Genomic DNA, 22978 nt, shown 5'->3' on the forward strand with positions numbered 1-22978 from the left:
TCAGGCCGCCGTCGGTAGGCCGTCAATCAGCTCCTGCAGCTCCGCAGCGCTCACGTCATAACGGTCGTTGCAGAAATGGCAGGTCAGTTCCGCGCCACCGTCCTTGTCACGCATGTCGGTGAGTTCGTCCCTGCCCAGCAGGAGCAGTGCCGCTTTGCTGCGTTCACGGCTGCAAGGACAGAAAAAACGAAGTTCCTGACTGGCCTCGGCTTCGTCGAGGGGTTTGGGATCAAGGTCGGGGAAGACGTCCCGAAGAAGATCCTCCAGCTGGTCTCCACTTGCCGCCAGCCGCTGACTGAATCCAGTGATCTCGCGGCAACGCTGTTCAATCAGCTCCACCAGGGCCGGCTCTTCCGCTGCTTTGGGAAGGATTTGAACCAGGAGGCCACCGCTGGCATGGATGCCGGCGCTGTTCACTTGCTCACCCACAAACACGGCTGAAGGCGTCTGTTCGGAGTGGAGCAGATAGGAGGCCACATCCTCACCAATGCCTCCACTGACGAGTTCAACGGTGCTGTTGAAGGGCTCACCCTTGCCGTCATCACGCATCACGTGGAGGTAGCCGGTGCCAGCGGCCTCCTTGAAGTTGAAGCTGAAATGGCCTGCTTCATCCTGAATCGGGTCGAGCTCCAGGCCCGGCTCGCCCACGTACCCACGAACGGTTCCGTTACGGCCGGCATCCACCATCAAGTTCTTGATCGGTCCGTCGGAGCCGAGGCGCAGGTTCACCCGGCCGTGCCGCACCTTCATCGAACTGGCCAGCATCAATCCAGCGGCCATGGCTCGTCCAAGCATCACGCTGGTGAGGAACGACAGCCCATGGCGCTCCCTCGCCTCACGCACGATGTTGGTTGTTGATACCGCCACCAACCGGATGCCGCCCTCAGCGGCTGTTGCGCGCACCAGCCGGTCGGCCATATCCCCTCGGAAGCTCAGGGCAATGTAGTCATCGGTTCGAGCCGTCCGCCCTGCAAGCGCAGTCTTTGGCAGTCCCAGTCCTGAAACAGCTCGGGTTCATGGGTGACCACGATCAACACCTGCTCACGGGCGAGGCTGGCGAGCAGATCAAGCACGTCCCGTCGCACCGACCAATCCAAACCTGCGGTGGGTTCATCCAGGAGGAGCACTTCAGCGCCGCGGAGCATTTGCACGGCGAGGGCAAGCCGCCGTTGCTGCCCGCCGCTCAGCCGTTCTGGCGCCATTGTGGAGGCGATGCTGTCGAGGCCAACCCGTTCGAGCACGCTCTGTTCGCGCTCATGACCGAGCCGCCGATGCCCCAGCCGCAGTTCCTGAGCCACGCTCAGCCCGAGGAAATGGCGCTCGGGAAACTGGAAAACGATGCCGCAAAGCCAGCGCAGCTGCCGTCGTTTCATTGCGCTGCCGTTCCAGCGGATGCTGCCGGATGTGGCCGATGCCAGGCCGCTGATGATTTCCAGCAGCGATGTCTTTCCGGATCCACTGGCGCCAGCAATCAGCAGCGGCCGTCCCTTCTGCGTCTGAAAACCGACGCCGTCGAGGATGGGGGCACCCGCAGTCGCAGGTTTATAGGTGATTCCTGAGAGCTCGAGCATGCGTTCAGCTTGAACGATGATGACGGTGTCGCGATGGCCCCATGGACATTCGTTTTCGTGAAGTCGATCCCTTCAATTGCTGGTTGTGGATCCGTTTCTCGGAACCTCCCAGCCAGGGGGAACGGAATTACGTCGATGGCGTGTTCGACAGCTGGTACGTGATCGGGCGTTTGGGCGGCTTCAACGCAGAAAACCTGCAGGTGCATGACGCGGGCTCCGATCTCAGTTGGATGGGCTACGACAACGATGGGGCTGAGTCGGCCATGCCAGCCCTGATGCACAACATGGGGCAGCTCGAATACCAGAACGACTGGGGACGTTGCTGGGTGGATCTCGGCACGTCGGATGGAGTTGCCATCGATGTTCTGATCAATGCCCTGCGTCAACTGGACTCCGACGTGGTTCAGATCGAAGAGTTGGTCGTTGGTGGGGTCAATGAGAATTGGCCGGTTGGAGACCATCCCGACAGTGTTTTCCCTGCCGGTGGCTGAACGCCGGCGCTTGCTTCTGACGTCGGATCGCCTGGAGCAGGGTGGATCGGTTCTGCTCAACTCCGAAGAGCAGCACTACCTGCGAAGAGTGTTGCGTCTGCGCTGTGGCGAGCAGGTGGATCTGATCGATGGTTGCGGCCGGCTCACGACCGCAACCCTGATGGAAGCCAAGCTGCTCGAGCTCGATCGGCCAGCGCAACTGATTGAGCCCCAGGCCCAACCTCAGCTGGGCCTGGCCGTGGCCTTGATGCGGCGGGGGATGGATGAGGTCGTCCGGATGGCTTGTGAGCTCGGGATTGATCGGATTCAGCCCCTGCGCTGCGATCGCTGTGTCCCCCAGGCCGACCACCGACCCGAGCGCTGGGCCACGATCATTCGTGAAGCGGTGGAGCAGTGCGAACGGTTGTGGACGCCACAGCTGCTCGATCTCAAAGACTTATCTCAATGGATGGGAGATGAGCGGGGCCAGCGTCTGGTGGGGGTGACCCGCGAGACGGCACCACCGGCCTTGGATCAATGGTTGCTTCATCAGGCCGATCCTGTTCAGCTCACATGGCTCATGGTCGGCCCGGAAGGGGGCTGGACCGAAGAGGAACTGAAGCAGTTCACCCAAGCCCAGATTCAGCCTGTCCAGATGGGATCAACCATCCTGCGCAGTTCGACGGCCGCGGTGGCTGGTGCCGTGGAACTGGTTCGTTGGCGTGATCGGCTGATCAGCTCTTGAACAGATCCTGAGCGATCCCCCGGAAGGATTTCAGAGCTGCTCCAGGCCGGCGGCTGCGCTGCCGCAGTCCGCTACCAGGCATGAGGTTGCTGGGGGCAAAGGTGGAGTAGGTCACCGCCGGGCGGGATGCCTCTGCTGCAGCCAGTTCAGCGGCGATTGCTTCTGCTGTGGTGAGTGAGGCTGCGGGCTGAGCGCTGGATGCAGCGCTGGTTTCTGCAACGGTCTCTTCAACAGCTTCGGGGGCTGAAGGCTGGGCAACCTCTGAGGGCTCGGAGGCTGCGACCACAGCTGCCTCGACCGGTGCCTCTTCGGTTGCTGGAGCCTCTTGTTGAGGCAGCTCGAGGGTGGCCGGAGCGGCGGCGTCATCCAGGGTGAGGAAAAAGCCCTTGTTGCTGTTGAACACCATCCGGTCGACCAGAGAACGAACGCACCCGATTCTCCCTCTGCAATGGCCGCAGGCAGGAGATGCTTAGGGCACTGCAACACGGTGTGATGTCAGCACTCTGGATTCAGGCCCTGCTGGTGAACACGGTTTTGATTGCCCTGGCGCAGCGGACATCTGTTCTCGCCCGCAGTGGTTGGGTCCATGCGGCTGCCTTGGGCACGATCCTCTGGGGGTGTTTGGGGTGGTCGGGCTGGTTGGCCGTCGTCGCCTATCTCTGTCTGGGAAGTCTGGTCACCAAGATCGGCTTTCAAAACAAGCAAAACCGGGGCCTTGCCGAAGCCCGCGGTGGGCAGCGCGGCCCTGAAAACGTCTGGGGTTCTGCGGCCGTTGGAGCCTTCCTGGCACTGCTCATCGGTGCCGGTGTCGAACCCCGTGAGCTGTTGTTGGTTGGTTTTGCGGCGAGTTTTGCCGCCAAGTTGGCCGACACCTTCGGCAGTGAGATCGGCAAACGATTCGGGCGCACCACGGTGTTGATCACCAGCCTGCGGGTTGTTCCACCAGGAACCGAAGGAGCCATCAGCCTTGAGGGAACCCTGGCCAGTGCCGCCGGCAGCATCGCCATGACCCTGGTGATGCTGGCCCTGCAGCTGGTTCCTTCATGGCCTGTGGCAGTGCTGGTGATGCTGGTTGGCCTGGTGGCGACCCTCGGCGAAAGCCTGCTCGGTGCTCTGGTGCAGGATCGCGTGGCCTGGTTGAGCAATGAGCTGGTCAATGCTCTCCAGACCCTCTTGGCTGCAGTTCTGGCGATGCTGCTGATGGTGCTCTGATCAGCTGGTTTGGATGGGCATCAGACCATCGCGCTGGGCCCATTGCTGCAGCAGTTGAACGCCCTCATGGAGATGAAGTCGCAGGGATGAGCGGCTGCAATTCAGGGCCTGAGCCAGATCCTTGAGGCTCTGGCCTTCGATCAAGTGGGCTTTCAGCACCGTGCCGGCCAGGCCATCCACCTGATGCAGCACGCTCTTGAGCCAGTCCAGGTGTTCGTCGATCTCACAATTTTGTGTTGGCTCCACTGGGGTGGCGCTCAGATCGACGACCTGGCTGGCCCCATGGCTCAGAACGGCGGCTGCCCAGCGCTCCGGGTGAACCGAGAGTGCGTCGGCCAGCTCCTGATCGCTGAGAAGCGGTTGCCGGTTCTGTTCGCGTTCCCGCTGGATCTTCATTCCGGCTGCGTAAAGATCACGCAGTCGCCAGGGAATCCGAATGGTGCGTGATCGATCCCGGCGGTAGTGGAGGATTTGGCCGGTGGCCCGCGAGAGCAGATAGCTGCTGGGGCGGAGGCCTCGTTGTTGATCAAACCGTTCAAGGCCACGGATCAATCCAACCCGGGACTCCTGCAGCAGGTCGTCGAACTCTTCAGGCCCGCGTTGCTGTTGGCGACGGGCCGCGCAGTGGGCCAGGCCCAGGTGCTTGAGAGCCTGCTGATTGCGTCGTGCAATGCAGGGCGGCAGTCCACGCCGGGACTCCTGGTGCAGGTGACGTTGAGAAATCAAGGGATCAGTGCAACTGATCCAACGGTTCAACGATCAGCCCCGAAGCGGTTGGCCCTTTGGTGCCGCAGATCGGCACTTTCGTGCCGGATCATGGATGCAACGGTTTTGGATGGATGGACTGGCAACCAGAAGCACTGGCAGCACTCAAGAAAGATGTTCCGTTCTTCGTACGGCCTGCTGTTCGTAAACGGGTTGAGGCGATGGCGGATTCAGACGGACGTTCCGACATCGATCTGGATTTCTACAAATCCGCCAAGCAGGCCATGGCCCCGAGCTGATCCTCAGGAGGGGTCGAGATCGCAGCGCTGCAGTTCCGGCTGGGTCAAGCGGTCAACGATGCGTGCCATATCCAGGGCTGTGAGTTCACCGTTTTCATCCCACTTGAGCGTGGTTTTGCGCTGGGCAGGGGGGTGGCCGGCAGCGCGTTGTGCAGAGCGGTCAGGTCCCAAGTTCGATCACCAATGTCAGGAGAGCCACACATTAGTCGCCGCTGCGGGTCTCGTTTACATGCTGATAGGTGTTGATGTGTTAAAGGCAGCGAGTCCGGCCCACTCCTGCAGAGGCGCCCACTGACCCAAGCGCTGGTCGAGCCAGCGGTGGCCATCGGCATTGAGGTGGATCCCATCGGGTTCCATCCAGGTCAACCAGTCGGGCTCCTCCTGCATCTCCTGATGCATGGACAGGAAGGGCACATCAGCCTCACGGCACTGTTCGGCCATCACGGCCTCCGTGGCCGCGATCTGGCTGTTGCTGTACCAGAGGCAGCCGGCAAAGGGCATCACGTGTTCATCCACCGCAGTGAGGCCCAGCACAAACACCTGCACCTCCTGGGTCATCTCATTGAGAAGTTGTCCCAGGCCAAACGAAAAGGCCTCCACATCCAGTTGGGGTCTGCCGTCGATCCGACCAACGCGGGCGGTGTCATTCAGCCCGACACTGAGCAGAAGTCCTCCCGGTGTTTGGCGCCGCAGTTCGCCGCGGCAGCTCCACTCGCTGCGCCAGCGGGCGGCCACGCGTTCCAGACCATCCCCGCGGATGCCAAGGGGGTACACCACTGGAGCGCTGGGCAGGTTCATCCAGCGCAGGCGCAGCCGCTGGCACCAGCCACCCGATTCACGATCACCCCAACCATGCACGCCACTGTCCCCGAGCACGATCAGCTGACGGGGGGCGTCGTTCGCACCGCTCATAAGGCCATGGCCCGGCTGTTCCAGCTCCCCTGAAGTCGTTCCCCCAGGCTCTCACCCAGCAGTGTGAGCACTGCGGAAATGAGCACGATCCAGAGCACCAACCACCAATGAAACGAGCTGAGGGCCTCCATCAGCTGCCAGCCCAGACCAGCTCCCCCCACCATGCCGATGATCGCGGTGTCGCGCAGGATCACATCCAATCGGTAGGTCGCATAGGTGAGGTAAGCGCGACTCACATCCGCCAGGGGGCCGTAAAGCCAGCTCACCCGGTTGGGGGCGCCGCAGGCCTTCATGGTCTGGGCGGAACCCAATCCCGTGCTGCGGATGTCGTCGATCAACACCCGACCCATCACACCGCCGTGGTGCAGCCCCAGGGCCAGCCCCGCCAGGGCCAGGCTTGGTTTGGCCAGCATCAGCAGCAGGAGTGCGGTGAGAGGGGCCGGGATCAGTCGCAACGCCCCCCACACCACTCCCTGCAAACGAAGGCTGGCCTGGCTGGGCCAAACCAGCAGCAACAGCGGTGGAAGGCCGGTGGCAACACAACCGGCGATCAGGGTGATCCACACCGTGGCACCAATCACCCCGGGCCAGGAGATCTCAAGGGCAGCATTGAATCCCTGGGATCCGTCGATGAGGTTGCCGACAACCATCGACCACTCAGCCACTGGCCAGGCCAGCTGCAGATCCAGCTGTGTTCCCCAGCCGAGGGCAACCCAGGGGCTGGCCATGGCCACGGGAAGAATCAGCATGCGTGACCAGCTGCGCAGCGTTCGCAGCAGTCGGTCGAGCACCACCATGGCGATGGCCAGCATCCAAAGCCCACTCCACAGCTCCTGAAATTGGAGCGAGCGCAGGCTGAGGCTGAGGTCTGTCCCCAGTCCTCCGAGGCCGAAAACACCCAGAATCAAGGCTGAACGAAGTGCGCAATCGAGGCGGTGGCCGATGTGGTCGCTGATCGGCTCCGCCAGCGGTGGGACCAGCCCGGTGAGCATCACGGCCCATGGCGTGGCGCCGGCTCCCTTGAGGACGGGAATGGCCGGTGAAACGTGGCAATCCACCTGATCGGCGATCACCCGCGCCATCAGAACCGTGTAGGGAATCGCGATGGCGCAGATCGCAACCCAGCCATTCAGCCCGAACACCTGCAGCAGCAACAGCCCCCAAATCAGTTCATGCACAGCGCGCAGGGGCGCCAGCCAACGGCGCAAGATCACGGCAGGCCAACGCACGCCCGCTTGGATTTCCCAGAAGGTGCTTGAGCTCAGGAGTCCGAGACCCACGCCGAGAACACTGCTGATGCCCCAGGACATCACGGCGATCACCAGGGTGATCTGGAGCCCCTTGAGCAAGCTGCCCAAAACGATGGGGTCGATGGAGGGCTGCACGGCCCCAGCCGCGAACTGTTGAAGAACTGAAATTCCGCCGCCGTGACCATCGCGCAACAGCACCCCAAGAACGCCGAGCAGGCTGAGGCCCGGCAGCAATGGGATCAGCGGCAGGGCTGGCTTCAGGCTGATGCGTAGAGCCATTCCAGCTGATCCCGGTGAATGGTGTCTGGAGCCGCATCGATCACCAGGGCACCACCACGGAGCCCCAGAACCCGATCAAACCGATGAATCAGATCCGGCCGATGCATGCTGATCAGACAGCCCGGCAAGAGAAGCAGGGTGTTGAGAACGTCTTCGGCGAGGCTGGGATCAAGGGCGGAGAGGGGTTCGTCCGCCAGCACGAGTTCAGGCCGCTGATGCAACAGACGGCCCAAAGCCACCCGTTGGCGCTGCCCTCCGGAGAGCTCACGCACGGGCTGTTCAAGCAGATCGGCCTCCAGTTTCACCTGGTGCATCAGCTCCAGGCAGGTGTTTGGGTCCAGCGGACCCAACAGGTTTCGAATCGCCCAGAGCAGCCCATGGCGTCCCAGGGCACCGCTGTTGATGTTCTGGATCACACTCAGTTCCTCCACCAGGCGCAGGTCCTGCCAGAGCGTGCCGATCTGGCGCCGTTGCCGGCGGGACAACTGCTGATGGGGGCGACCGCACCAGTGCACGGATCCTGCATCGGGGCTTAAGGCCCCGTTGCAGAGCTTCAGCAACGTGGTTTTGCCGGCGCCACTGGCACCGAGCAAAACCACACGCTGGTCCGCACGAAGGGTGAGGGTGATCGGTTGGAGCCGTTGCCCCAGGCAGGCCTGGTGCAGCTCCAGCAGCGCCGTCAACGGATCTTTCCGAGTTGGCGACCCACCGTTTCGATCATCACGTAGTCCTCGTCCTTGGCGGGGATGAAGCGTTCGGCACCGAACAACTCGAGAATCGTGGCGCCGTTCTCTGTGTCTGCCGACAGGTCCAGCAACGCGCTCTGCAGCTTGTCGGTGAAACCATCGCCAAAGCGATCATCCAGACCGGGTCGTACAACCCAGTGGTAATCCACGTAGGGCGGTGTCCTCCAGATCACCGACACCTTGCCGGGATCCACGCGGCCGTCCGCCACATTGCTGCGCCAGACCTGCTCGTTCAAGGCGCCCACCTCGTAGGCACCGCTCTGCACCACAGCAACGGTGGCGTCGTGGCTTCCGCTGAAGCCAGGGCCGCCCCCCGCCAGATCCTCAGGTTTCACGCCGTTTTCCCCCATGAAGAACTGGGGCATCAGGCGGCCGGAGGTGGAACTCTCCGAACCGAAGGCCAGTCGGCGTCCCTTCAGTTCAACCAGTTGGTCAGCACTGGTGAACGGGCGCAAACCACTGGCGCCATTGGCGATGAACACACTGGTGAACTCTGCATCGATGTCCCGTTGCGCCAGCACCCGGGCTCCAGGCGTCTGCAGCCTGGCCTGCACACCGGTGAGTCCACCGAACCAGACCAGATCAAGGCTGCCGGTGCGGAAGGCACTCACCGCCGCCGCGTAATTGCTCACCGGCGCATACCGCACGGGAACATCCAGCTTTTCGCTGAGTTCCGCAGAGAGCGTGCCGTAGAGGCGATTGAGTTTCTCGGGGTTCTGGTCGGGGATGGCACCGATCTGCAGAACGGCCTGTTTGGCGTCGTTCTGAGGTGCGCCGCAACTGGAAACACTGGCCGTGAGGGCGATGCCGGCAATCAAACCGGTGGCCACCACGGCCCTGCGTTCTCGTACAGACATTCAGAAAAAGGTAGTGATCAGATCAGATCGGATCAGAAGGAACGAAGCAGCCTCTTCAATCGCATCAGTCCATCGTTGATCATCTCATCCGCTACGGCACAGGAGAGTCGAATGCAGCGGTCGTCGCCGAAGGCCAGACCCGGAACCACGGCCAGGCCTTCCTGTTCCAGGGCTTGCCGGCAGAACTCCATCGAATCGGGCACGCCGTCCGGCAACCGGGGGAAGGCGTAGAAGGCCCCTTGAGGGGGCGTCAGGGTGATGCCCTCAAGAGCCTGCAGCCCTTCAGTGAGCAGAGTTCGGCGGCGGTTGTAGCTGATGGCCATCTCGCGCACGCAATCTCGAGGCGCTTCGATCGCCGCCAGGGCACCCCGTTGAGCAAAGCTGCACACATTGCTAGTGCTCTGGCTCTGCAGGGCAGAAGCGGCCTTGATCACTGCAGCATCTCCAGCCAGATAACCGAGGCGCCAGCCGGTCATCGCCCAGCCTTTGGCAAAACCGTTCACGGTGAAGCAGCGCGAGCGGATCTCTTCGGCAATGGCCGCAAAGCTGCAGTGCTGCTGACCATCAGCCAGGAGATATTCATAGATCTCATCGCTCATCACCATCAGCTGGGGATGACGGGCCACCAGCGCGGCCAGGGCCTCCATTTCGGCCCGTGTCATCACCTGGCCGCTGGGGTTGCCAGGGGAATTGATCACCAGCAGTCGGCTACGGGGGGTGATCTGCTGCTCCAGCAGATCGAGGTCGAGACGGAAGCCTTCCTCCGCTTTGGTGGGGATGATCTTCGTGCTCGCCCCGGCCAGGGCGGCCATCTCGGGATAGCTCAGCCAGTAGGGCGCCGGCACCAGAACTTCGTCGCCGGGATTGAGCAGCACCTGGAACAGGTTATAAATGGCTTGCTTGCCACCGTTGGTGACCAGCACCTGCTCGGGCTGGGTTGGAATCCCGTTTTCGACGCTCAGTTTGTGGGCCAGAGCAGCACGCAGATCGGGGTCCCCCGCGGCGGGGCCGTAGCGGGTGAAGCCGGATCCCAGAGCATGCTGAGCCGCTTCAACGATGAATGCAGGCGTCGCAAAGTCCGGCTCACCGGCACTGAGGCTGCAGATGTCCTTACCGCTATCGCGCAGTGCTTTGGCCTTGGCGCTGATCTCCAGCGTCAGCGACGGTTTGAGGGCGACAGCCCGGTCGGAAAGTTCTGGCGGGCGCGGCATCGGTAACGCACCTCCCCGCGGTGCGTTTAAAACGTCATCATCCTGCCGCAGATGGTGTCGCAGACAACCTTGATTTCTCAGCGTCCATGAATGCGATACAGATCAGCTGGGTCTTGGCCGCAGAGGACAGCGCCAGATTGGCGACGTTCTATAGCGAGCTGTTTCGAGCCACGTTGAGGCCTGGGCTGGCGGAGCACCACTGCATCGTTCAATTCAGCGATGGCACCCAGCTGGAGATCTACAGGCCCTCACGCCGGCGCTCTTTTCCAGCCCGAGGGCGAGCGCTCGCGCCCTGCTTGCGGCTCTCCCCATCGCAGGAACCCCTGCCTGAACTGCAACGGCTGCTCAACAACGCCCTGCAGCGTGGCGGATCGCTCCTCGAGGAGGCGCGGCTTGAGCCCTTTGGTGCTGAGGCCTGGATCCACGATCCGGAGGGCAATCCCCTGTTGCTCCTGGCGCCCTTGGAATCTGTTGCTCCGACGTCATGACTCTCTCCCGCCTGGAGGCCTGCAGTTCTTGCGCTGCCTGTGATCTGGCCAGCACGCGCCAGACCGTCGTGATCAGCCGCGGCAACCCCAAGGCGGATCTGATGCTGATCGGTGAAGCACCCGGAGCTCAGGAAGATGCTCAGGGCGTTCCGTTTGTCGGGCGTTCAGGACGTGCCCTCGATCAACTGCTGCGGGATGTGGATCTGGATCCCGAGCATGACCTCTACATCTGCAACGCGATCAAATGCCGTCCGCCCAACAACCGACGGCCGAAAAAGGCTGAGTTGGCCGCCTGCCGGGCCTGGCTAGACCTGCAACTGGAGACCGTTGATCCCACGGTGATCGTGCTCACTGGAGCCACCGCTGTGGAGGCCATCCTTGGCATCAAGGGGGGTATGACCCAGCTTCGTGGTCAGTGGCAGAGCTGGAATGGACGGGCGGTGATGCCGATTTTTCACCCCTCCTATCTGTTGCGCAATCCTTCCAAAGCAGCCGGCGCGCCCCTGGATCTGACACGGCAGGATCTCGACGCGGTTCGGCGCAGGCTGTGCGAACGTTGACGCGCTTCACCACCGGCCCCATGACTGCCCTGGATCGGCGCTACGACACCCAGATCCACCGCCGTGTGACCCGCACTGTGATGGTGGGGGATGTGCCCGTGGGCAGCGAGCACCCGATCGTGGTGCAGTCGATGATCAACGAGGACACCCTCGATATCGAGGCTGCTGTAGCCGGCATCATCCGCCTTGCGGAAGCGGGCAGTGAGATTGTGCGGGTGACGACCCCTTCGATGGCCCACGCCAAGGCGATGGGACAGATCCGTCAGGAGCTTCGTCAGCGCGGCTGCACCGTTCCCCTGGTGGCGGATGTTCACCACAACGGCGTCAAGATCGCCCTGGAGGTCGCCCAGCACGTCGACAAAGTCCGGATCAATCCCGGCCTGTTCATTTTTGATAAGCCAGATCCGAACCGCCAGGAGTTCAGCCCCGAGGAATTTGCCGCCATCGGTCAGCGCATCCGTGAGACGTTCGAGCCCTTGGTCACCCTGCTGCGGGATCAGAACAAGGCGCTTCGAATCGGTGTGAACCATGGCTCCCTGGCGGAGCGGATGCTGTTCACCTACGGCGACACCCCTGAGGGGATGGTCGAGTCAGCGATGGAATTCGTGCGCATCTGCCATGAGCTTGATTTCCACAACATTGTGATTTCGATGAAGGCCTCCCGGGCTCCGGTGATGCTCGCGGCATACCGCCTGATGGCGGACACCATGGACAAGGAAGGTTTCAATTACCCACTCCACCTGGGCGTGACCGAAGCCGGTGATGGTGATTACGGCCGGATCAAGAGCACCGCAGGCATCGCCACTCTGCTGGCCGATGGTTTGGGAGACACCCTCCGGGTCTCACTGACGGAGGCCCCTGAAAAGGAAATCCCCGTCTGCTACTCGATTCTTCAATCCCTGGGTCTGCGCAAGACCATGGTCGAGTACGTCGCCTGCCCCAGCTGCGGTCGCACCCTGTTCAATCTCGAGGAGGTGTTGCATAAGGTGCGCAACGCCACATCCCACCTCACGGGTCTGGACATTGCCGTGATGGGGTGCATCGTCAATGGTCCCGGCGAGATGGCTGACGCCGATTACGGCTACGTCGGTAAAACCCCGGGAGTGATTTCGCTGTATCGCGGCCGTGATGAAATCCGCAAGGTGCCTGAAGCTGAGGGCGTTGAAGCCCTGATCCAGTTGATCAAAGAGGACGGTCGCTGGGTGGAGCCCGCCTGATCTCGTTAGTCTGAAGAATCAGTCATGAAGGGCCATGGTTCGGAGTCAGCGCCTGCGTTCTTTGGTTCGGTCGACTCCGTTGCTGTTGATGCTGGGGGTTGGTGGTGTGGTCACCGCCCTGGGTATCAGCTCGCCAGGTCTTTCCCTGCCATCGGCCTCCGGCGGATCGATTCACGACAGCCCCAAGGAGGTGATTGATCAGGTCTGGCAGATCGTTTATCGCGATTACCTGGATTCAACGGGCTCCTACGACGAAAGAACGTGGCGCCAGTTGCGGAGCAATCTGCTGCGCAAGTCCTACGGGGGCAGCGCCGAGTCCTACGAGGCGATCCGGGGCATGCTGGCCAGCCTAGATGACCCCTACACGCGTTTCCTTGATCCGAAGGAGTTCAAGGAGATGCAGATCGACACCTCCGGGGAGTTGATGGGCGTGGGGATCCAGCTCAGTCTCGACAAAGACACGAAAGAGCTGATTGTTGTCTCTCCGATTGAGGGCACCCCTGCATCCCGTGCAGGCGTTCAGCCCAAGGATGTGATCGTGTCCATCGATGGTGCCTCCACCAAAGGCATGACCACCGAGGACGCCGTCAAGTTGATCCGTGGTCCGGAAGACACCGATGTCGTACTGGGACTCAGGCGCCAGGGTCAGGTGCTGGATGTGCCCTTGAAACGGGCGCGCATAGAGATTCATGCCGTGAAGGCGATGCTCAACACGGCGCCCAATGGCCGCAAGGTGGGCTACATCCGTCTCAAGCAATTCAATGCCAACGCCACGCGTGAAATGCGTGCAGCCATCAAGGATCTGGAATCTCAGGCTGCTGAGGGCTATGTGCTGGACCTGCGCAGCAATCCCGGCGGCCTGCTCGAGGCCAGCGTGGACATCGCCCGCCAATGGCTCAATGAAGGCACCATCGTCAGCACCCGAACCCGCGAGGGCATTCGCGATGTGAGGCGCGCCACAGGCAGTGCGATCACCGACAAACCCCTGGTGGTATTGATTGACCAGGGATCTGCCAGTGCCAGCGAAATTCTTTCAGGGGCACTCCAGGACAATTCCCGTGCCCAACTCGTTGGACAGAAGACCTTCGGCAAAGGGCTTGTCCAGGCCGTTCGCGGATTGGCCGATGGATCCGGTCTGACGGTCACGATTGCTAAATACCTCACACCCAAGGGAACCGATATTCACAAGAACGGAATCCAACCGGACATCGAAGCGGCGATGTCGAAGCAGGAGATCAAAAACTTCTCGGTTGAAGACCTGGGAACCCAGAAAGACAGTCAGTACCGGACGGCAGAGGGGACCCTCATGAACCAATTGAAGAAAATTCAGGCGGGCACGACCTATCAACCCGGCCGAGCCAACCTCAGCTACGCGTTGCAGTAGCTCAGGAGATCGGCTGCATCAGTCCGCCGCCGCCACCACCGTTGGAGTCGTCATCGTCTGAAGCGCCGGGCTGGAACAGGGCATACACACCAAGGGCGGTGGCACAGAAAACGCCGCTGATCAGTTCCAGAGAGACGCCACCAGCACCGATCTCGACGAATTCACCCATGTCCAACGGATTTTGTTGGAACTAATGTAACGAAGAATTGCGTGGTTGGTAACGTTTTTCTCAGAATTGGGTTCAGGCATCAGACCTGAACCACCTCTGCATTCTTGGCACGCAGTTCTTCCTGCCGCTGTGCCTCCGTTTTGCCATCGGCATCGGGAATCTGGGCTGCCATCAAACGCAGCCATTCCATCAGCTGTTCCAGTTGCTTCTCGATGGGGAGAACACCAAGACCGCGGGCCATCACCTTGTGCTGGATGCCGCTGCCGGCCTGATACACCAAGCGGCCATGCAGATGCTGGGGCAACCCCTGGCGCAGCAAACGGAACGCCGGTTCCTCCATGGGAGTTTCGAGCACGATGTTGGGCTTCTCAGGTTTGATCCTGGAGAAGCCGCACCGCTTCGCCAGCAGTTTGAGTTCCATCAGCTGCAGGAGCGACACCACGGCAGCGGGCAGCGCTCCGTAGCGATCGGCCCAACCCGCAGCCAGCTCCACCAGGGCCTCGGCGGTGAGGCAGTCGGCGGCAGCACGGTAGGCCGCGATCTTTTCATCGGGGTCAGTGATCCAGTCCGCAGGCACAAAGGCCGTGACGGGGAGGTCCACCTGGGTGTCTTCAACGCTGGGGATGTCTTGACCCTGAATTTCCGCCAGGGATTCCTGCAGCATTTCCATGTAGAGGTCAAAGCCGATGGTTTCCATCTGGCCGCTCTGCTGCACGCCGAGGAGATTTCCGACCCCACGGATCTCCATATCCCGCATGGCGAGCTGATACCCACTGCCCAGTTGGGCGAACTCCTGAATGGCGCGCAGCCGCTGACGGGCGCTGTCGCTCAGCGATGCGTTGCCCGGATAGAACAACCAGGCATGGGCCTGAATCCCACTGCGACCGACCCGTCCCCGCAATTGGTACAGCTGAGCCAGGCCAAAGCGGTGGGCGTCCTCAATCAGGATCGTGTTGACGCGAGGAATGTCCAGGCCGCTTTCCACAATCGTGGTGCAGAGCATCACGTCGGCTTCACCGGCGTTGAACGCCACCATGGCGTTCTCCAGTTCGCCCTCGGCCATCTGACCGTGAGCCACCAAAAGCTTCAGGCCTGGCAGCATTTCCCGTAGGCCTGCAGCCACCTCCTCGATTCCTTCCACCCGAGGAACCACATAAAAGACCTGGCCCCCACGATCCAGTTCCTGGCGGATGGCGCTCCGCACCGCCTCCGGATCCAGAGAAGCCAGGTGCGTCTTGATCGGACGGCGCAGTGGCGGTGGTGTGGTGATCAGACTCATCTCCCGCACCCCCGAAAGGCTCATGTAGAGCGTTCTGGGAATCGGAGTTGCCGACAGGGTGAGGACGTCCACGTCCTTCCGCAGCACTTTGATCTTTTCCTTCTGGTTCACACCGAAGCGCTGTTCTTCATCCACCACCAACAGACCAAGCTCTTGGAACGACGCTCCTTTGCTGAGTAACTGGTGGGTTCCCACCACGGCGTCGATGGTTCCCTGCTTCAGGCCATCGAGAATGGATTTGCGTTCCGACGCTGTTCGGAAACGATTCAGCAGAGCCACCTTGATCGGATACGGCGCGAAGCGTTCCGAGAGAGTGCGCCAGTGCTGCTGAGCCAACACGGTTGTAGGAGCCAGCATCGCCACCTGCTTCCCTGCGGTGATGGCCTTAAAGATGGCGCGGATCGCAACTTCGGTCTTGCCGAAGCCAACATCGCCGCACACCAGTCGGTCCATCGGCTCCTGCCGTTCCATGTCCCGTTTCACGTCGGCCGTGGCCTTCAGTTGATCTGGCGTCGGGTCATAGGGGAACGACTCCTCCATTTCCACCTGCCAGGGGCCGTCGGTGGGGAAGGCAAAGCCAGCAGCCTGTTGCCGTTCCGCATAAAGCTTCACCAGATCAAGGGCAACCTTGCGAACCGCCTTCTTGGCCCTATCCTTGGCCTTGTTCCAAGCCGTGCCACCCATGCGGTTGAGCTGCGGAGGTGTTTCACTCGTGGCGCGGTAACGGCCCAGGCTGCCGAGTTGATCGGCGGCAACCCGAAGGATTCCATCGGCGTACTGCACCACGAGGTAGTCGCGGATGTCGCCTGACATCGCGAGTTTTTCCATGGCTTTGAAGCGGCCGATGCCATGGTTCCGATGCACCACGAAATCGCCCGGGCGCATCTTGTTGGGATCCACCGTGCGGCTGGCGGCCTTGCGACGACGGCGCACATAGCCACTGGAACTGAGGCTCTGCTGGCCAAAGAATTCACGGTCGGTGACCAGAGCAATCCGCCAAGCCGGCAGCTGCAAACCCTCAAGTTCGGCCGTGCCCCTCACCTTCAGGGCGACGGGGGTGTTCTGCTCAATCAGACGGGAGATGGCATTGCTGTCTCCCGCGTTCGGCACAAACCGACTGATGCAGTCGTGCTCCTCCAGCAGAGCAACCGCTCGGCTGGGTTGTGCAGACACCAACCAAACCGCCGTGCGCTCGCTTTGAAATCCCTTGATCAGTTCCCCGAGTTTTCCGAATTGGTTGGGGTAGGCCGCAACAGGGCGGCTGGCGAGGTCAAAGCTGTTGGGGTGCTGGTCAACTTCCAGCAGTTCTGCCATGTCAAAGCCATGGAAGACCTCCGTCAGGGCATAGGCGGCTTCAATCTCACGGTGCAGAACCGCTGGCCAGAGCCGATCACGATCGCCCTCGTCCAGACCCGCCTCAGCAGCCATGTCGTGGTGATGTTCCTCCACATGGCTGAGCCACTGTTGTCCGTGGGCTAGGCCCTGGCGTCGCTCATCGATCACCACTGTTGTGGTGTCCGGCAGGTAGTCGAGAAGCGAGGCAGGTTGCTCCCAGGCGAGCCCCATCAGCCGGCGCATGCCTTCCGGGGTACCGCCGTTCAAAAGCTGCTCTGTGCCCTCGCTACCAAGCAATTGCTCCAGTCCATCGGGCATCGTCTCCCTGAGCTGGTCTGCAATCAGAGGCCCAAACCCTGTTGGTGTGAGTCGAAGCGCATCGACGGGGTCCAGTGAGCGTTGGCTGGCGGGATCGAATTCCCGCAGCTTGTCGAGCTCCTCTCCGAAGAATTCGAGTCGAACAGGCAGCTCACTGCTCACCGGGAAGATGTCGACGATGTCGCCGCGACGGCTCCAGCTCCCCTCCTGCTCAATGGTGGTGACCCGCTCGTAGCCAAGTTGGGCCAGCGTTTCGCCCAGTGCCTCCAGATCAACCTCATCCCCTTTGCGCAAGGTGCGCGTTTTCGTTTTCAGAACATCCGGCGGGGGGAGATGGGGCTGCAGACAACGTTCCGTGGCCACGATGGCCCAGGACGCCGTATTGCCTTCCCCCAGCAGGTCACTCAGAACCTGAAGTTGCCCCCAGGTGATTTCACTTGTGGGATCGAAGGGTTCATAGGGAGAGCCTTCGCTGGTGGGGTACAGGCTGGCCTGGCTCCATCCCATTAATTCCAACAGCGCTGTCCAGCGTCCCGCTTCCTCAAGCGTTGGCACCACCACGAGCAGAGGTGCGCCCCGCCGCTGTGAGAGCGCGCTGGCCACCAGAGCTCGGCTGCAACGACCTGCCCCGCGCATCAACAAACGTTCGCGGCGGCTCGAGCGCTCATCAAGCTCACCGGTGAGTGCAGTTTCCTGCAACTTGGTCACCAGGGAACGGAGCGGCATGGAGCAGGCCTCGGCAATCCATGATCTTCGCAATAAGGTGCCTGCAGCTGCGTTTCACCGGTCGATGCCGCGCTACCGCTGCCCCTCCTGCTGTTGCGGCCCGGCCTTGGTGTTGCATCCACCCAAGGGGGTTGTTCCGCTCTGCTCCAGCTGCGCGACACCGTTGCAGCGTCAGCCCCTGGTCCGGCCCATTCCGCTGCTGGTGTTGCTGACTGTGGGCGGCGTGCTGGTTGCTTCCTCGGTCCCCATCCTGTTCACCCCCGAACCAGCTCCCAGCTCAAGGCGCGAAAAACTGGCCTAAGGCGGGGTGTTCGGTTCAATACGTCGGTATTGGTGCCTTCATGACCCTCGGCCGTTTTCTGATTTTCTTCGTGATCGGGCTTGTGCTCGCCCTCACCATTCCTCAGTTGACCTGGTTGCTTTGGCCTCTGGCAGCTTCAGCGCTTTTTGTTGTTGTTCAACTGATCCGCTCCTGAATTCCGGTGCGTTTAAGGCCGAACCGGCACTCAAGACAACCAGCAGGCATCCACTGAAAAGGTGAGCGCGTCGTGGGCATCACGATGGTCTCCCGACGTAATGGCAACACAGGCCAGCTGACCATCGTCAAAACAAGTTTTCGACTTCAGCACAAATTTGGCGGCGTCACTGTGGGACCAGACCGCTAGACCCTGCTGTTGGGCTTCGTCGTTGTAGATGTCCCAGAGCTCTGAGAAACGTTCTGCCTCCGGACCCTGCAGAAATTCATTGAGGGCTTCATCAGCACCAACTTCACGGAAGCGACCCAGAAACGACCGCATCAAGGGATCATCGATCACGTTGCTGGTGGCGATGGCACCAGTGATGCCGCGCACTGAGGTTCGAACAACCCGGTTGGGTTCTCTTCGGGCATCAATGATGACGACGGGGCATTGGAGATCCCAAGTGCTGCGATTTCTGAGTTCACGGCCCGCTTCGGACATGTCATCCCGAAGCTCATTGATCAGCTGCCGTACAACAAGGGTTGGGTCATCCATAGGTGACCTTATCGCAAGTGCAGCTGATGAATTTGGCAGGTTAAAGATTCAAAACGTTGATATATCAGCTGACATTCAGGCCAAAAACGCTCGCTAGGAGCATCCGCCTCAGCTGGTTATCGATTCCTCGCGGTGTGGCCAATCGCCTTGGTCTAAAACGCGTTCACGGAATTGCAGGCCTCAAATGATTTATCTGCACTGAAAAGCATGCTGTATAATTCTCCCAGAGAAAGCCAGATCCATCACAACGGCAATATCTTCAAAGGCATCAAGCCAGAAATCTGATTATTTGGCTAAAGCTGCGGAGTACTACTCACGAGCCAAGCAATTGATCGAAGTCGATCAAGACTGGCAGGCCTCGGGCTCCATGATCCTCAAAGCACTTGCCGAGGAGAGGAAGTCTGAAAATACTGGTCTTCAGGTGATGAATGTGATCAAGTACCAAAAGCCCAAAACGAAGCTGGAGTTCAACTTCCGCAGTTGAGTTATCAGCTGAACAACCCTTCACGACAGAGCTCTGATCTCATTACTGCCCCATAGGGGCCATTCCCCCCTTCAGGAAAGAAGCGGAGGGAACGACCGGGCTGCGCAGAGTGTGTAGACGATTCACCCTGCTGCAATCGGCATGGACGCCGTATCAGTCCCTGCCGCAAACCCGTTGTAGGCCACTAGCTCCGACCATTCCTGAGTGTTAGTGCTTATTTGGCCTGGCTGAGCGTCTGCTCCTCCAGCAGCATGTTGAACTGCAGAAGCTGTTCATCACTGAGTTGTTGACGACTGGTCGCCCCAAGTTGTTGTTGGAGAAAGGTCCTGGCTTGATCGGAGCTCCAGCCCAGCTGCTTCAACATTGCATCTCCTTGTTGAAGCAGCTCACCACGACGGATGGGTGCTGGTGCGGTGGACGCGTCGTCGTTGGCTTGGATCAACTTCAACTGACGCAGATAGGCCACTAGATCGGCATAGCGCGTGAGCTTGTGGCGGCTGCCGAGCCCAAAGGCCCGGGTCAAATACTCCTGCTCCTGCTCTCGAGACCAACCAATGCGTCTGATTTCCATATCGATGGCGGTCAGCTCATCACTCCAGTCGTCAGGATCCGTTGGTGTTTCAGAGGGGGCGTTGTCAGCAGGGGTAGCTGGGACCTGATGGCTGGCAGGGGTGGGTGGAGCAGACGAGGGCTGGGTCTGCTCAATTTTTCTCGGCCGCTCCACGGGCACCTGCTTCGGATTTGGCTCATCCACCCGGGGGGCTTCAGGGCGAGCTGAATTCACGGGCTGTCGTGGCCCCTTAGTGGACCCCAGCCTGGAGTTCAGGCGTCGCAACGCTCTCTCCTCAGCCTCTTCAGCAGTGGCGGCTTCACCGAGGGCGCTGCCCTGCAGAGAACCGTCGAGCCAGGCCTCGACCCGCACGATGCATCTCAGGGTGTCGACGTGACACAGCTCGGCCCGGATCTGCATCGCAATGGAACAGCGCTTGCACTTTCTAGGCTGCCGGGATGGACATCACTTCGCTTCCCTCACTGTCGGATTTCTTCGAAGGTGCCGATCAATGGGGTGAGGTTTTGGCCCTGCTGCCTGTTCTTGTACTGCTGGAGCTGATCCTGTCGGCTGACAATGCCGTGGCCCTCGCGGCCATCGCCCGCAGCAGCCGCCAACCGGAGCGGGAAGGCCTTGCCCTCAACCTGGGCATTGGCATTGCACTGGTCTTGCGGATCGCCTTGATCGTTGTGGCCCAGTGGGTGTTGCAAAACGCCTGGGTGCAACTCCTCGCTGCGGCCTATCTGGTTTGGCTGGTGGTTGATCACTTCAACAACCGATCAGGCGATGATGCCGAGTCCAGCGAAGGACATGAATCCAACGGTCTGTCTCGCCCGTTTCTGAACACGGTTTTACTGCTGGCTTTCACAGATCTGGCCTTCTCCATCGATAGCGTCGCCGCAGCCGTGGCCATCAGTGATCAGATTGTGTTGATCAGCACAGGTGCCTTCATCGGCATCGTGGCACTGCGTTTTACATCCGCCCTGTTCATCCGCTGGCTTGATCTGTATCCACGGCTTGAAACGGCTGGGTTTCTCGCCGTTGCTTTCGTGGCGCTGCGCTTGATTGTTCATGTTGTCGTGCCCAGCCTCAATCAACCCGATTGGCTCACCTTGGTGGTGGTGCTGTTGCTGTTTGCCTGGGGAATGTCGATCCGCAGCAAGGAACTTGATCAGGACGAAGGCCATGCTTGTTGAACTTCGCCATATCAGTGGAGACCGTTTGCTCCATCGCGTTGATCTTGAGGATCCGCCACAACCGGGGCGATGGCTTGTTGTGGAACAGCAATCCTTCCTCGTGATGCAACGTCGTCACCGTTACGCCCTTCGCAACGGTCGCTATGTGATGGCCTCAGTGGCCCTGTTGGTGAAACCCCAGACGCGTCCCGCCGATGCAACACCCTGGAGACATGGCTGGGTGGTCGGTGATCCCAATTGCCGTTTCAATGCCCGTAGTCCTTTGCTCCGCTGTGCTGTATGGCCGGAAGGCCCCTGCGAGAACTGCAGCCACCGTGAACTGCGCTGACCCATGAACGCTGAATGGCTGACGGGACGTCTCTGTGCTGGCCATGGTGTCGCCTCTGGGAAGAGCAACGAATCTCCATATCCGGATGGCACGATTCGAATGCAATCCCCTGTGTTCAAGGCCTTAGGGCTTGACTTGTCGGGCTGCTATTTCGGCACGCTGAATATTAATTTTGCACCGCTCGAGGTGTCTCTCGCGAATCCAGATCACCTGTTTGAGAAGCTTCATTGGACCGAACTCCACCCCCCTGAAACATTCTCGTTCTGGCGTGTGGAGATCAAAGCGAGCGAAGCTGATGTTGTGAACGGCTGGGTTTACTACCCCCACCCCGAGACCAAGGAACGGCATTGGCAGCCCCCAACAACATTGGAGTTGCTTGCACCGCAATTAAGTGGGGTGGAACCAGGCTGCACCATTTCTCTCCGCGATCAACGCAGACGGATCAAACTTGTGGACACGACTCGTTTGCGCGCACGCTTGCTTGAATTTCTCAAATTCAGGGTGCTCGCGTCCCAGCAAACATTTTTTGAGGTCGACACGCTGGCAAAACGGCAACAATGGCTCGCGGCGATGTTCCCGGAAGCTCTACAACTCTCCGAACAGGATCTTGATCGCGTCTGGGCTCAAGCGCGTTCGTTGTATACGGAATCCTGAATCAACCGTCGCCGAAGCGATCTCCCACAGTGGCCTTAAGTTGCTGCAACAGAACGGGTGCTGTGCTGCGCGCCTTGCCTTCCAGCTGTGCCTCCCGGATCAGAAGAGGACAGCCTGAACTGCTCACCACCAAGCCCAGATCCTCGATCACCGCCAGGATCGTCCCCGGAGGATGCTCTCCGGTGGGCCATTGGCCCACGAGGTTGCGTCCCTCAGGACTGAGTTGATTCTGCAGGCGCTCGATCAACGGCTCCGTGCGCAACACCTTCAGGCGTTTGCCCTGCCACTGAGTGAACGCTCCGGGATGAAGCCCCATCACCTTGCGATGAATGCTGAGAGCAGGGGCAGACCAATCCAATTGGAAATCCTGCTTCTCCAGCATGCGGGCATACGTCGACCCCTCGGCCTGAACCCGCACGTTGAGCCTTGCCAATCTCTCGTCTTCTGGACCCGGTCCCGCCGCTTCAATCAGTGGCATCGCCTGAACCATCAGCTCTGCAGTGAGAGCACTGAGCCGTTCGGCCAAGGCGATGGAAGGTTCCAGCAGCTGGATCGGGGTGCGTTGCTCGAGCAGAACCGGACCAGTATCGAGCCCTTCTTCCATGGCCATGATCCCCACACCCGTTTCCTGATCCCCTTCGAGCAGGGACCACTGGATGGGACCAGCACCGCGCCAACGCGGTAGTAGTGATCCGTGGCCGTTCCAGCAGCCCAGGGGAGGCTGCTCCAACACATCCTTGGGAAGGATCTGTCCGAAGGCCACGACCACAGAAGCATCAGCACCGAGTGCAGCGAGCTTGGCTTTGCAATCGTCATCCCGTCGGATCCGTTCAGGGGTGAACACAGGAAGACCGAGTTCTTCCGCCCTCGCCTTCACCGGTGATGGAACTAGCTGTTTGCCTCGACCCCGCCGACGATCCGGCTGCGAGACGACCCCAACAATGGTGTGGCCCGCATCATGCAGTGCATTAAGGGTTGGCACCGCATAGACCGGTGTCCCCCAGAACAGAATCTTCAACG

General features: G+C 60.7%; 29 protein-coding genes. 14 read left to right on the plus strand and 15 right to left on the minus strand.

The annotated features are described in order from the left end of the window. Together hslO and SynA1544_RS06695 are read right to left on the minus strand one after the other, a co-directional pair. Entirely contained in the window at window positions 1–918 is a 918-nt protein-coding gene (hslO, locus tag SynA1544_RS06690) for an Hsp33 family molecular chaperone HslO (RefSeq protein WP_186515293.1), read from the minus strand. Between the two features lie 14 nt (window positions 919–932). Next, the gene (locus tag SynA1544_RS06695; RefSeq protein ID WP_186515294.1) at window positions 933–1571 is read right to left on the minus strand and encodes an ABC transporter ATP-binding protein; all 639 of its coding nucleotides are present in this window, start codon (window positions 1569–1571) and stop codon (window positions 933–935) included. A 41-nt stretch (window positions 1572–1612) separates the two neighbouring features. On the opposite strand from SynA1544_RS06695, the gene SynA1544_RS06700 reads away from it, so the two are divergent. Then, the gene (locus SynA1544_RS06700) at window positions 1613–2062 is read left to right on the plus strand and encodes a DUF3531 family protein (RefSeq protein ID WP_186515295.1); all 450 of its coding nucleotides are present in this window, start codon (window positions 1613–1615) and stop codon (window positions 2060–2062) included. Next, a complete protein-coding gene (locus SynA1544_RS06705) occupies window positions 2022–2786 on the plus strand; it encodes a 16S rRNA (uracil(1498)-N(3))-methyltransferase (protein WP_255477761.1) in 765 nt (254 codons plus the stop codon). The genes SynA1544_RS06700 and SynA1544_RS06705 overlap by 41 nt, the downstream gene beginning before the upstream one ends. On the opposite strand, the gene SynA1544_RS06710 is transcribed toward SynA1544_RS06705, so the two are convergent. Next, window positions 2776–3192 (minus strand): hypothetical protein, encoded by a 417-nt coding sequence (locus tag SynA1544_RS06710; protein WP_186515296.1) that lies wholly within the window; start codon window positions 3190–3192, stop codon window positions 2776–2778. The two genes, SynA1544_RS06705 and SynA1544_RS06710, sit on opposite strands and share 11 nt — an antisense overlap. Window positions 3193–3278: 86 nt before the next feature. Here SynA1544_RS06710 and SynA1544_RS06715 point away from each other — a divergent pair, with 86 nt between their 5' ends. Then, window positions 3279–3998, plus strand: a complete 720-nt coding sequence (locus SynA1544_RS06715; RefSeq protein WP_255477762.1) for a TIGR00297 family protein — start codon at window positions 3279–3281, stop codon at window positions 3996–3998. Here SynA1544_RS06715 and SynA1544_RS06720 read toward each other — a convergent pair whose 3' ends face one another. Further along, the gene (locus SynA1544_RS06720; RefSeq protein ID WP_186515299.1) at window positions 3999–4724 is read right to left on the minus strand and encodes a sigma-70 family RNA polymerase sigma factor; all 726 of its coding nucleotides are present in this window, start codon (window positions 4722–4724) and stop codon (window positions 3999–4001) included. A 113-nt stretch (window positions 4725–4837) separates the two neighbouring features. On the opposite strand from SynA1544_RS06720, the gene SynA1544_RS06725 reads away from it, so the two are divergent. Beyond that, window positions 4838–5002 (plus strand): PCP reductase family protein, encoded by a 165-nt coding sequence (locus tag SynA1544_RS06725; RefSeq protein WP_115082491.1) that lies wholly within the window; start codon window positions 4838–4840, stop codon window positions 5000–5002. A gap of 3 nt (window positions 5003–5005) precedes the next feature. On the opposite strand, the gene SynA1544_RS06730 is transcribed toward SynA1544_RS06725, so the two are convergent. The 6 genes from SynA1544_RS06730 to SynA1544_RS06755 are packed head-to-tail and all read right to left on the minus strand — an operon-like array spanning window position 5006 to window position 10257. Continuing rightward, entirely contained in the window at window positions 5006–5173 is a 168-nt protein-coding gene (locus SynA1544_RS06730; RefSeq protein ID WP_011364263.1) for a hypothetical protein, read from the minus strand. Window positions 5174–5227: 54 nt separating this feature from the next. After that, window positions 5228–5914 carry a GDSL-type esterase/lipase family protein gene (locus tag SynA1544_RS06735; protein ID WP_186515300.1) on the minus strand — a complete coding sequence of 229 codons (687 nt, stop codon included), beginning with the start codon at window positions 5912–5914 and terminating at the stop codon, window positions 5228–5230. Then, window positions 5911–7443, minus strand: coding sequence for a phosphonate ABC transporter (locus tag SynA1544_RS06740; RefSeq protein ID WP_186515301.1), 1533 nt, complete (start codon window positions 7441–7443; stop codon window positions 5911–5913). The genes SynA1544_RS06735 and SynA1544_RS06740 overlap by 4 nt, the downstream gene beginning before the upstream one ends. Continuing rightward, complete coding sequence (locus SynA1544_RS06745; protein ID WP_186515302.1) at window positions 7422–8126, minus strand: ATP-binding cassette domain-containing protein; 705 nt, start codon at window positions 8124–8126, stop codon at window positions 7422–7424. Before SynA1544_RS06745 ends, SynA1544_RS06740 begins: the two co-directional genes overlap by 22 nt. Further along, window positions 8123–9046 (minus strand): putative selenate ABC transporter substrate-binding protein, encoded by a 924-nt coding sequence (locus tag SynA1544_RS06750; protein ID WP_186515303.1) that lies wholly within the window; start codon window positions 9044–9046, stop codon window positions 8123–8125. The genes SynA1544_RS06745 and SynA1544_RS06750 overlap by 4 nt, the downstream gene beginning before the upstream one ends. Before the next feature lie 32 nt (window positions 9047–9078). Further along, the gene (locus SynA1544_RS06755) at window positions 9079–10257 is read right to left on the minus strand and encodes a pyridoxal phosphate-dependent aminotransferase (RefSeq protein ID WP_186515304.1); all 1179 of its coding nucleotides are present in this window, start codon (window positions 10255–10257) and stop codon (window positions 9079–9081) included. An 86-nt stretch (window positions 10258–10343) separates the two neighbouring features. Here SynA1544_RS06755 and SynA1544_RS06760 point away from each other — a divergent pair, with 86 nt between their 5' ends. The 4 genes from SynA1544_RS06760 to SynA1544_RS06775 are packed head-to-tail and all read left to right on the plus strand — an operon-like array spanning window position 10344 to window position 13906. Continuing rightward, on the plus strand, window positions 10344–10745 hold the full coding sequence (locus SynA1544_RS06760; RefSeq protein WP_186515305.1) for a VOC family protein: 402 nt from the start codon (window positions 10344–10346) through the stop codon (window positions 10743–10745). Continuing rightward, window positions 10742–11305 (plus strand): uracil-DNA glycosylase, encoded by a 564-nt coding sequence (locus tag SynA1544_RS06765; protein ID WP_186515306.1) that lies wholly within the window; start codon window positions 10742–10744, stop codon window positions 11303–11305. Before SynA1544_RS06760 ends, SynA1544_RS06765 begins: the two co-directional genes overlap by 4 nt. 20 nt (window positions 11306–11325) lie before the next feature. Further along, a complete protein-coding gene (gene ispG, locus SynA1544_RS06770) occupies window positions 11326–12522 on the plus strand; it encodes a (E)-4-hydroxy-3-methylbut-2-enyl-diphosphate synthase (RefSeq protein ID WP_115162065.1) in 1197 nt (398 codons plus the stop codon). Window positions 12523–12556: 34 nt separating this feature from the next. Next, the gene (locus SynA1544_RS06775; protein WP_186515307.1) at window positions 12557–13906 is read left to right on the plus strand and encodes a S41 family peptidase; all 1350 of its coding nucleotides are present in this window, start codon (window positions 12557–12559) and stop codon (window positions 13904–13906) included. Between the two features lies 1 nt (window position 13907). Here the strand turns inward: SynA1544_RS06775 and SynA1544_RS06780 are convergent, their stop codons facing one another. Then, a complete protein-coding gene (locus SynA1544_RS06780) occupies window positions 13908–14075 on the minus strand; it encodes a hypothetical protein (protein ID WP_006849887.1) in 168 nt (55 codons plus the stop codon). A gap of 79 nt (window positions 14076–14154) precedes the next feature. Continuing rightward, window positions 14155–17733: a transcription-repair coupling factor gene (mfd, locus tag SynA1544_RS06785; protein WP_186515308.1), complete on the minus strand. Its 3579-nt coding sequence runs from the start codon at window positions 17731–17733 to the stop codon at window positions 14155–14157. 37 nt (window positions 17734–17770) lie between these two features. Between mfd and SynA1544_RS06790 the strand changes: the two genes are divergently transcribed. Both SynA1544_RS06790 and SynA1544_RS14700 read left to right on the plus strand, forming a co-directional pair. Continuing rightward, entirely contained in the window at window positions 17771–18034 is a 264-nt protein-coding gene (locus tag SynA1544_RS06790; protein WP_255477763.1) for a hypothetical protein, read from the plus strand. 40 nt (window positions 18035–18074) lie between these two features. Next, window positions 18075–18209: a hypothetical protein gene (locus tag SynA1544_RS14700; protein WP_006851938.1), complete on the plus strand. Its 135-nt coding sequence runs from the start codon at window positions 18075–18077 to the stop codon at window positions 18207–18209. 30 nt (window positions 18210–18239) lie between these two features. On the opposite strand, the gene SynA1544_RS06795 is transcribed toward SynA1544_RS14700, so the two are convergent. Continuing rightward, window positions 18240–18746, minus strand: coding sequence for a hypothetical protein (locus tag SynA1544_RS06795; protein ID WP_186515309.1), 507 nt, complete (start codon window positions 18744–18746; stop codon window positions 18240–18242). A 289-nt stretch (window positions 18747–19035) separates the two neighbouring features. Here SynA1544_RS06795 and SynA1544_RS06800 point away from each other — a divergent pair, with 289 nt between their 5' ends. Further along, window positions 19036–19230 carry a hypothetical protein gene (locus SynA1544_RS06800; protein ID WP_114989119.1) on the plus strand — a complete coding sequence of 65 codons (195 nt, stop codon included), beginning with the start codon at window positions 19036–19038 and terminating at the stop codon, window positions 19228–19230. A gap of 214 nt (window positions 19231–19444) precedes the next feature. Here SynA1544_RS06800 and SynA1544_RS06805 read toward each other — a convergent pair whose 3' ends face one another. Continuing rightward, window positions 19445–20200 carry a hypothetical protein gene (locus SynA1544_RS06805; RefSeq protein WP_186515310.1) on the minus strand — a complete coding sequence of 252 codons (756 nt, stop codon included), beginning with the start codon at window positions 20198–20200 and terminating at the stop codon, window positions 19445–19447. A gap of 38 nt (window positions 20201–20238) precedes the next feature. Between SynA1544_RS06805 and SynA1544_RS06810 the strand changes: the two genes are divergently transcribed. Genes SynA1544_RS06810 through SynA1544_RS06820 form a run of 3 tightly spaced genes read left to right on the plus strand, consistent with a single transcriptional unit; the run spans window position 20239 to window position 21958 of the window. Next, window positions 20239–20976, plus strand: coding sequence for a DUF475 domain-containing protein (locus SynA1544_RS06810; protein WP_115162059.1), 738 nt, complete (start codon window positions 20239–20241; stop codon window positions 20974–20976). After that, entirely contained in the window at window positions 20966–21304 is a 339-nt protein-coding gene (locus SynA1544_RS06815; RefSeq protein WP_186515311.1) for a DUF6464 family protein, read from the plus strand. Before SynA1544_RS06810 ends, SynA1544_RS06815 begins: the two co-directional genes overlap by 11 nt. 3 nt (window positions 21305–21307) lie before the next feature. Continuing rightward, a complete protein-coding gene (locus tag SynA1544_RS06820) occupies window positions 21308–21958 on the plus strand; it encodes a hypothetical protein (RefSeq protein WP_186515312.1) in 651 nt (216 codons plus the stop codon). 1 nt (window position 21959) lies between these two features. Here the strand turns inward: SynA1544_RS06820 and fmt are convergent, their stop codons facing one another. Then, complete coding sequence (gene fmt / locus SynA1544_RS06825; RefSeq protein ID WP_186515313.1) at window positions 21960–22976, minus strand: methionyl-tRNA formyltransferase; 1017 nt, start codon at window positions 22974–22976, stop codon at window positions 21960–21962. Window positions 22977–22978: the final 2 nt, after the last annotated feature.

The organism is Synechococcus sp. A15-44 (assembly GCF_014280115.1).
Classification (GTDB): domain Bacteria; phylum Cyanobacteriota; class Cyanobacteriia; order PCC-6307; family Cyanobiaceae; genus Parasynechococcus.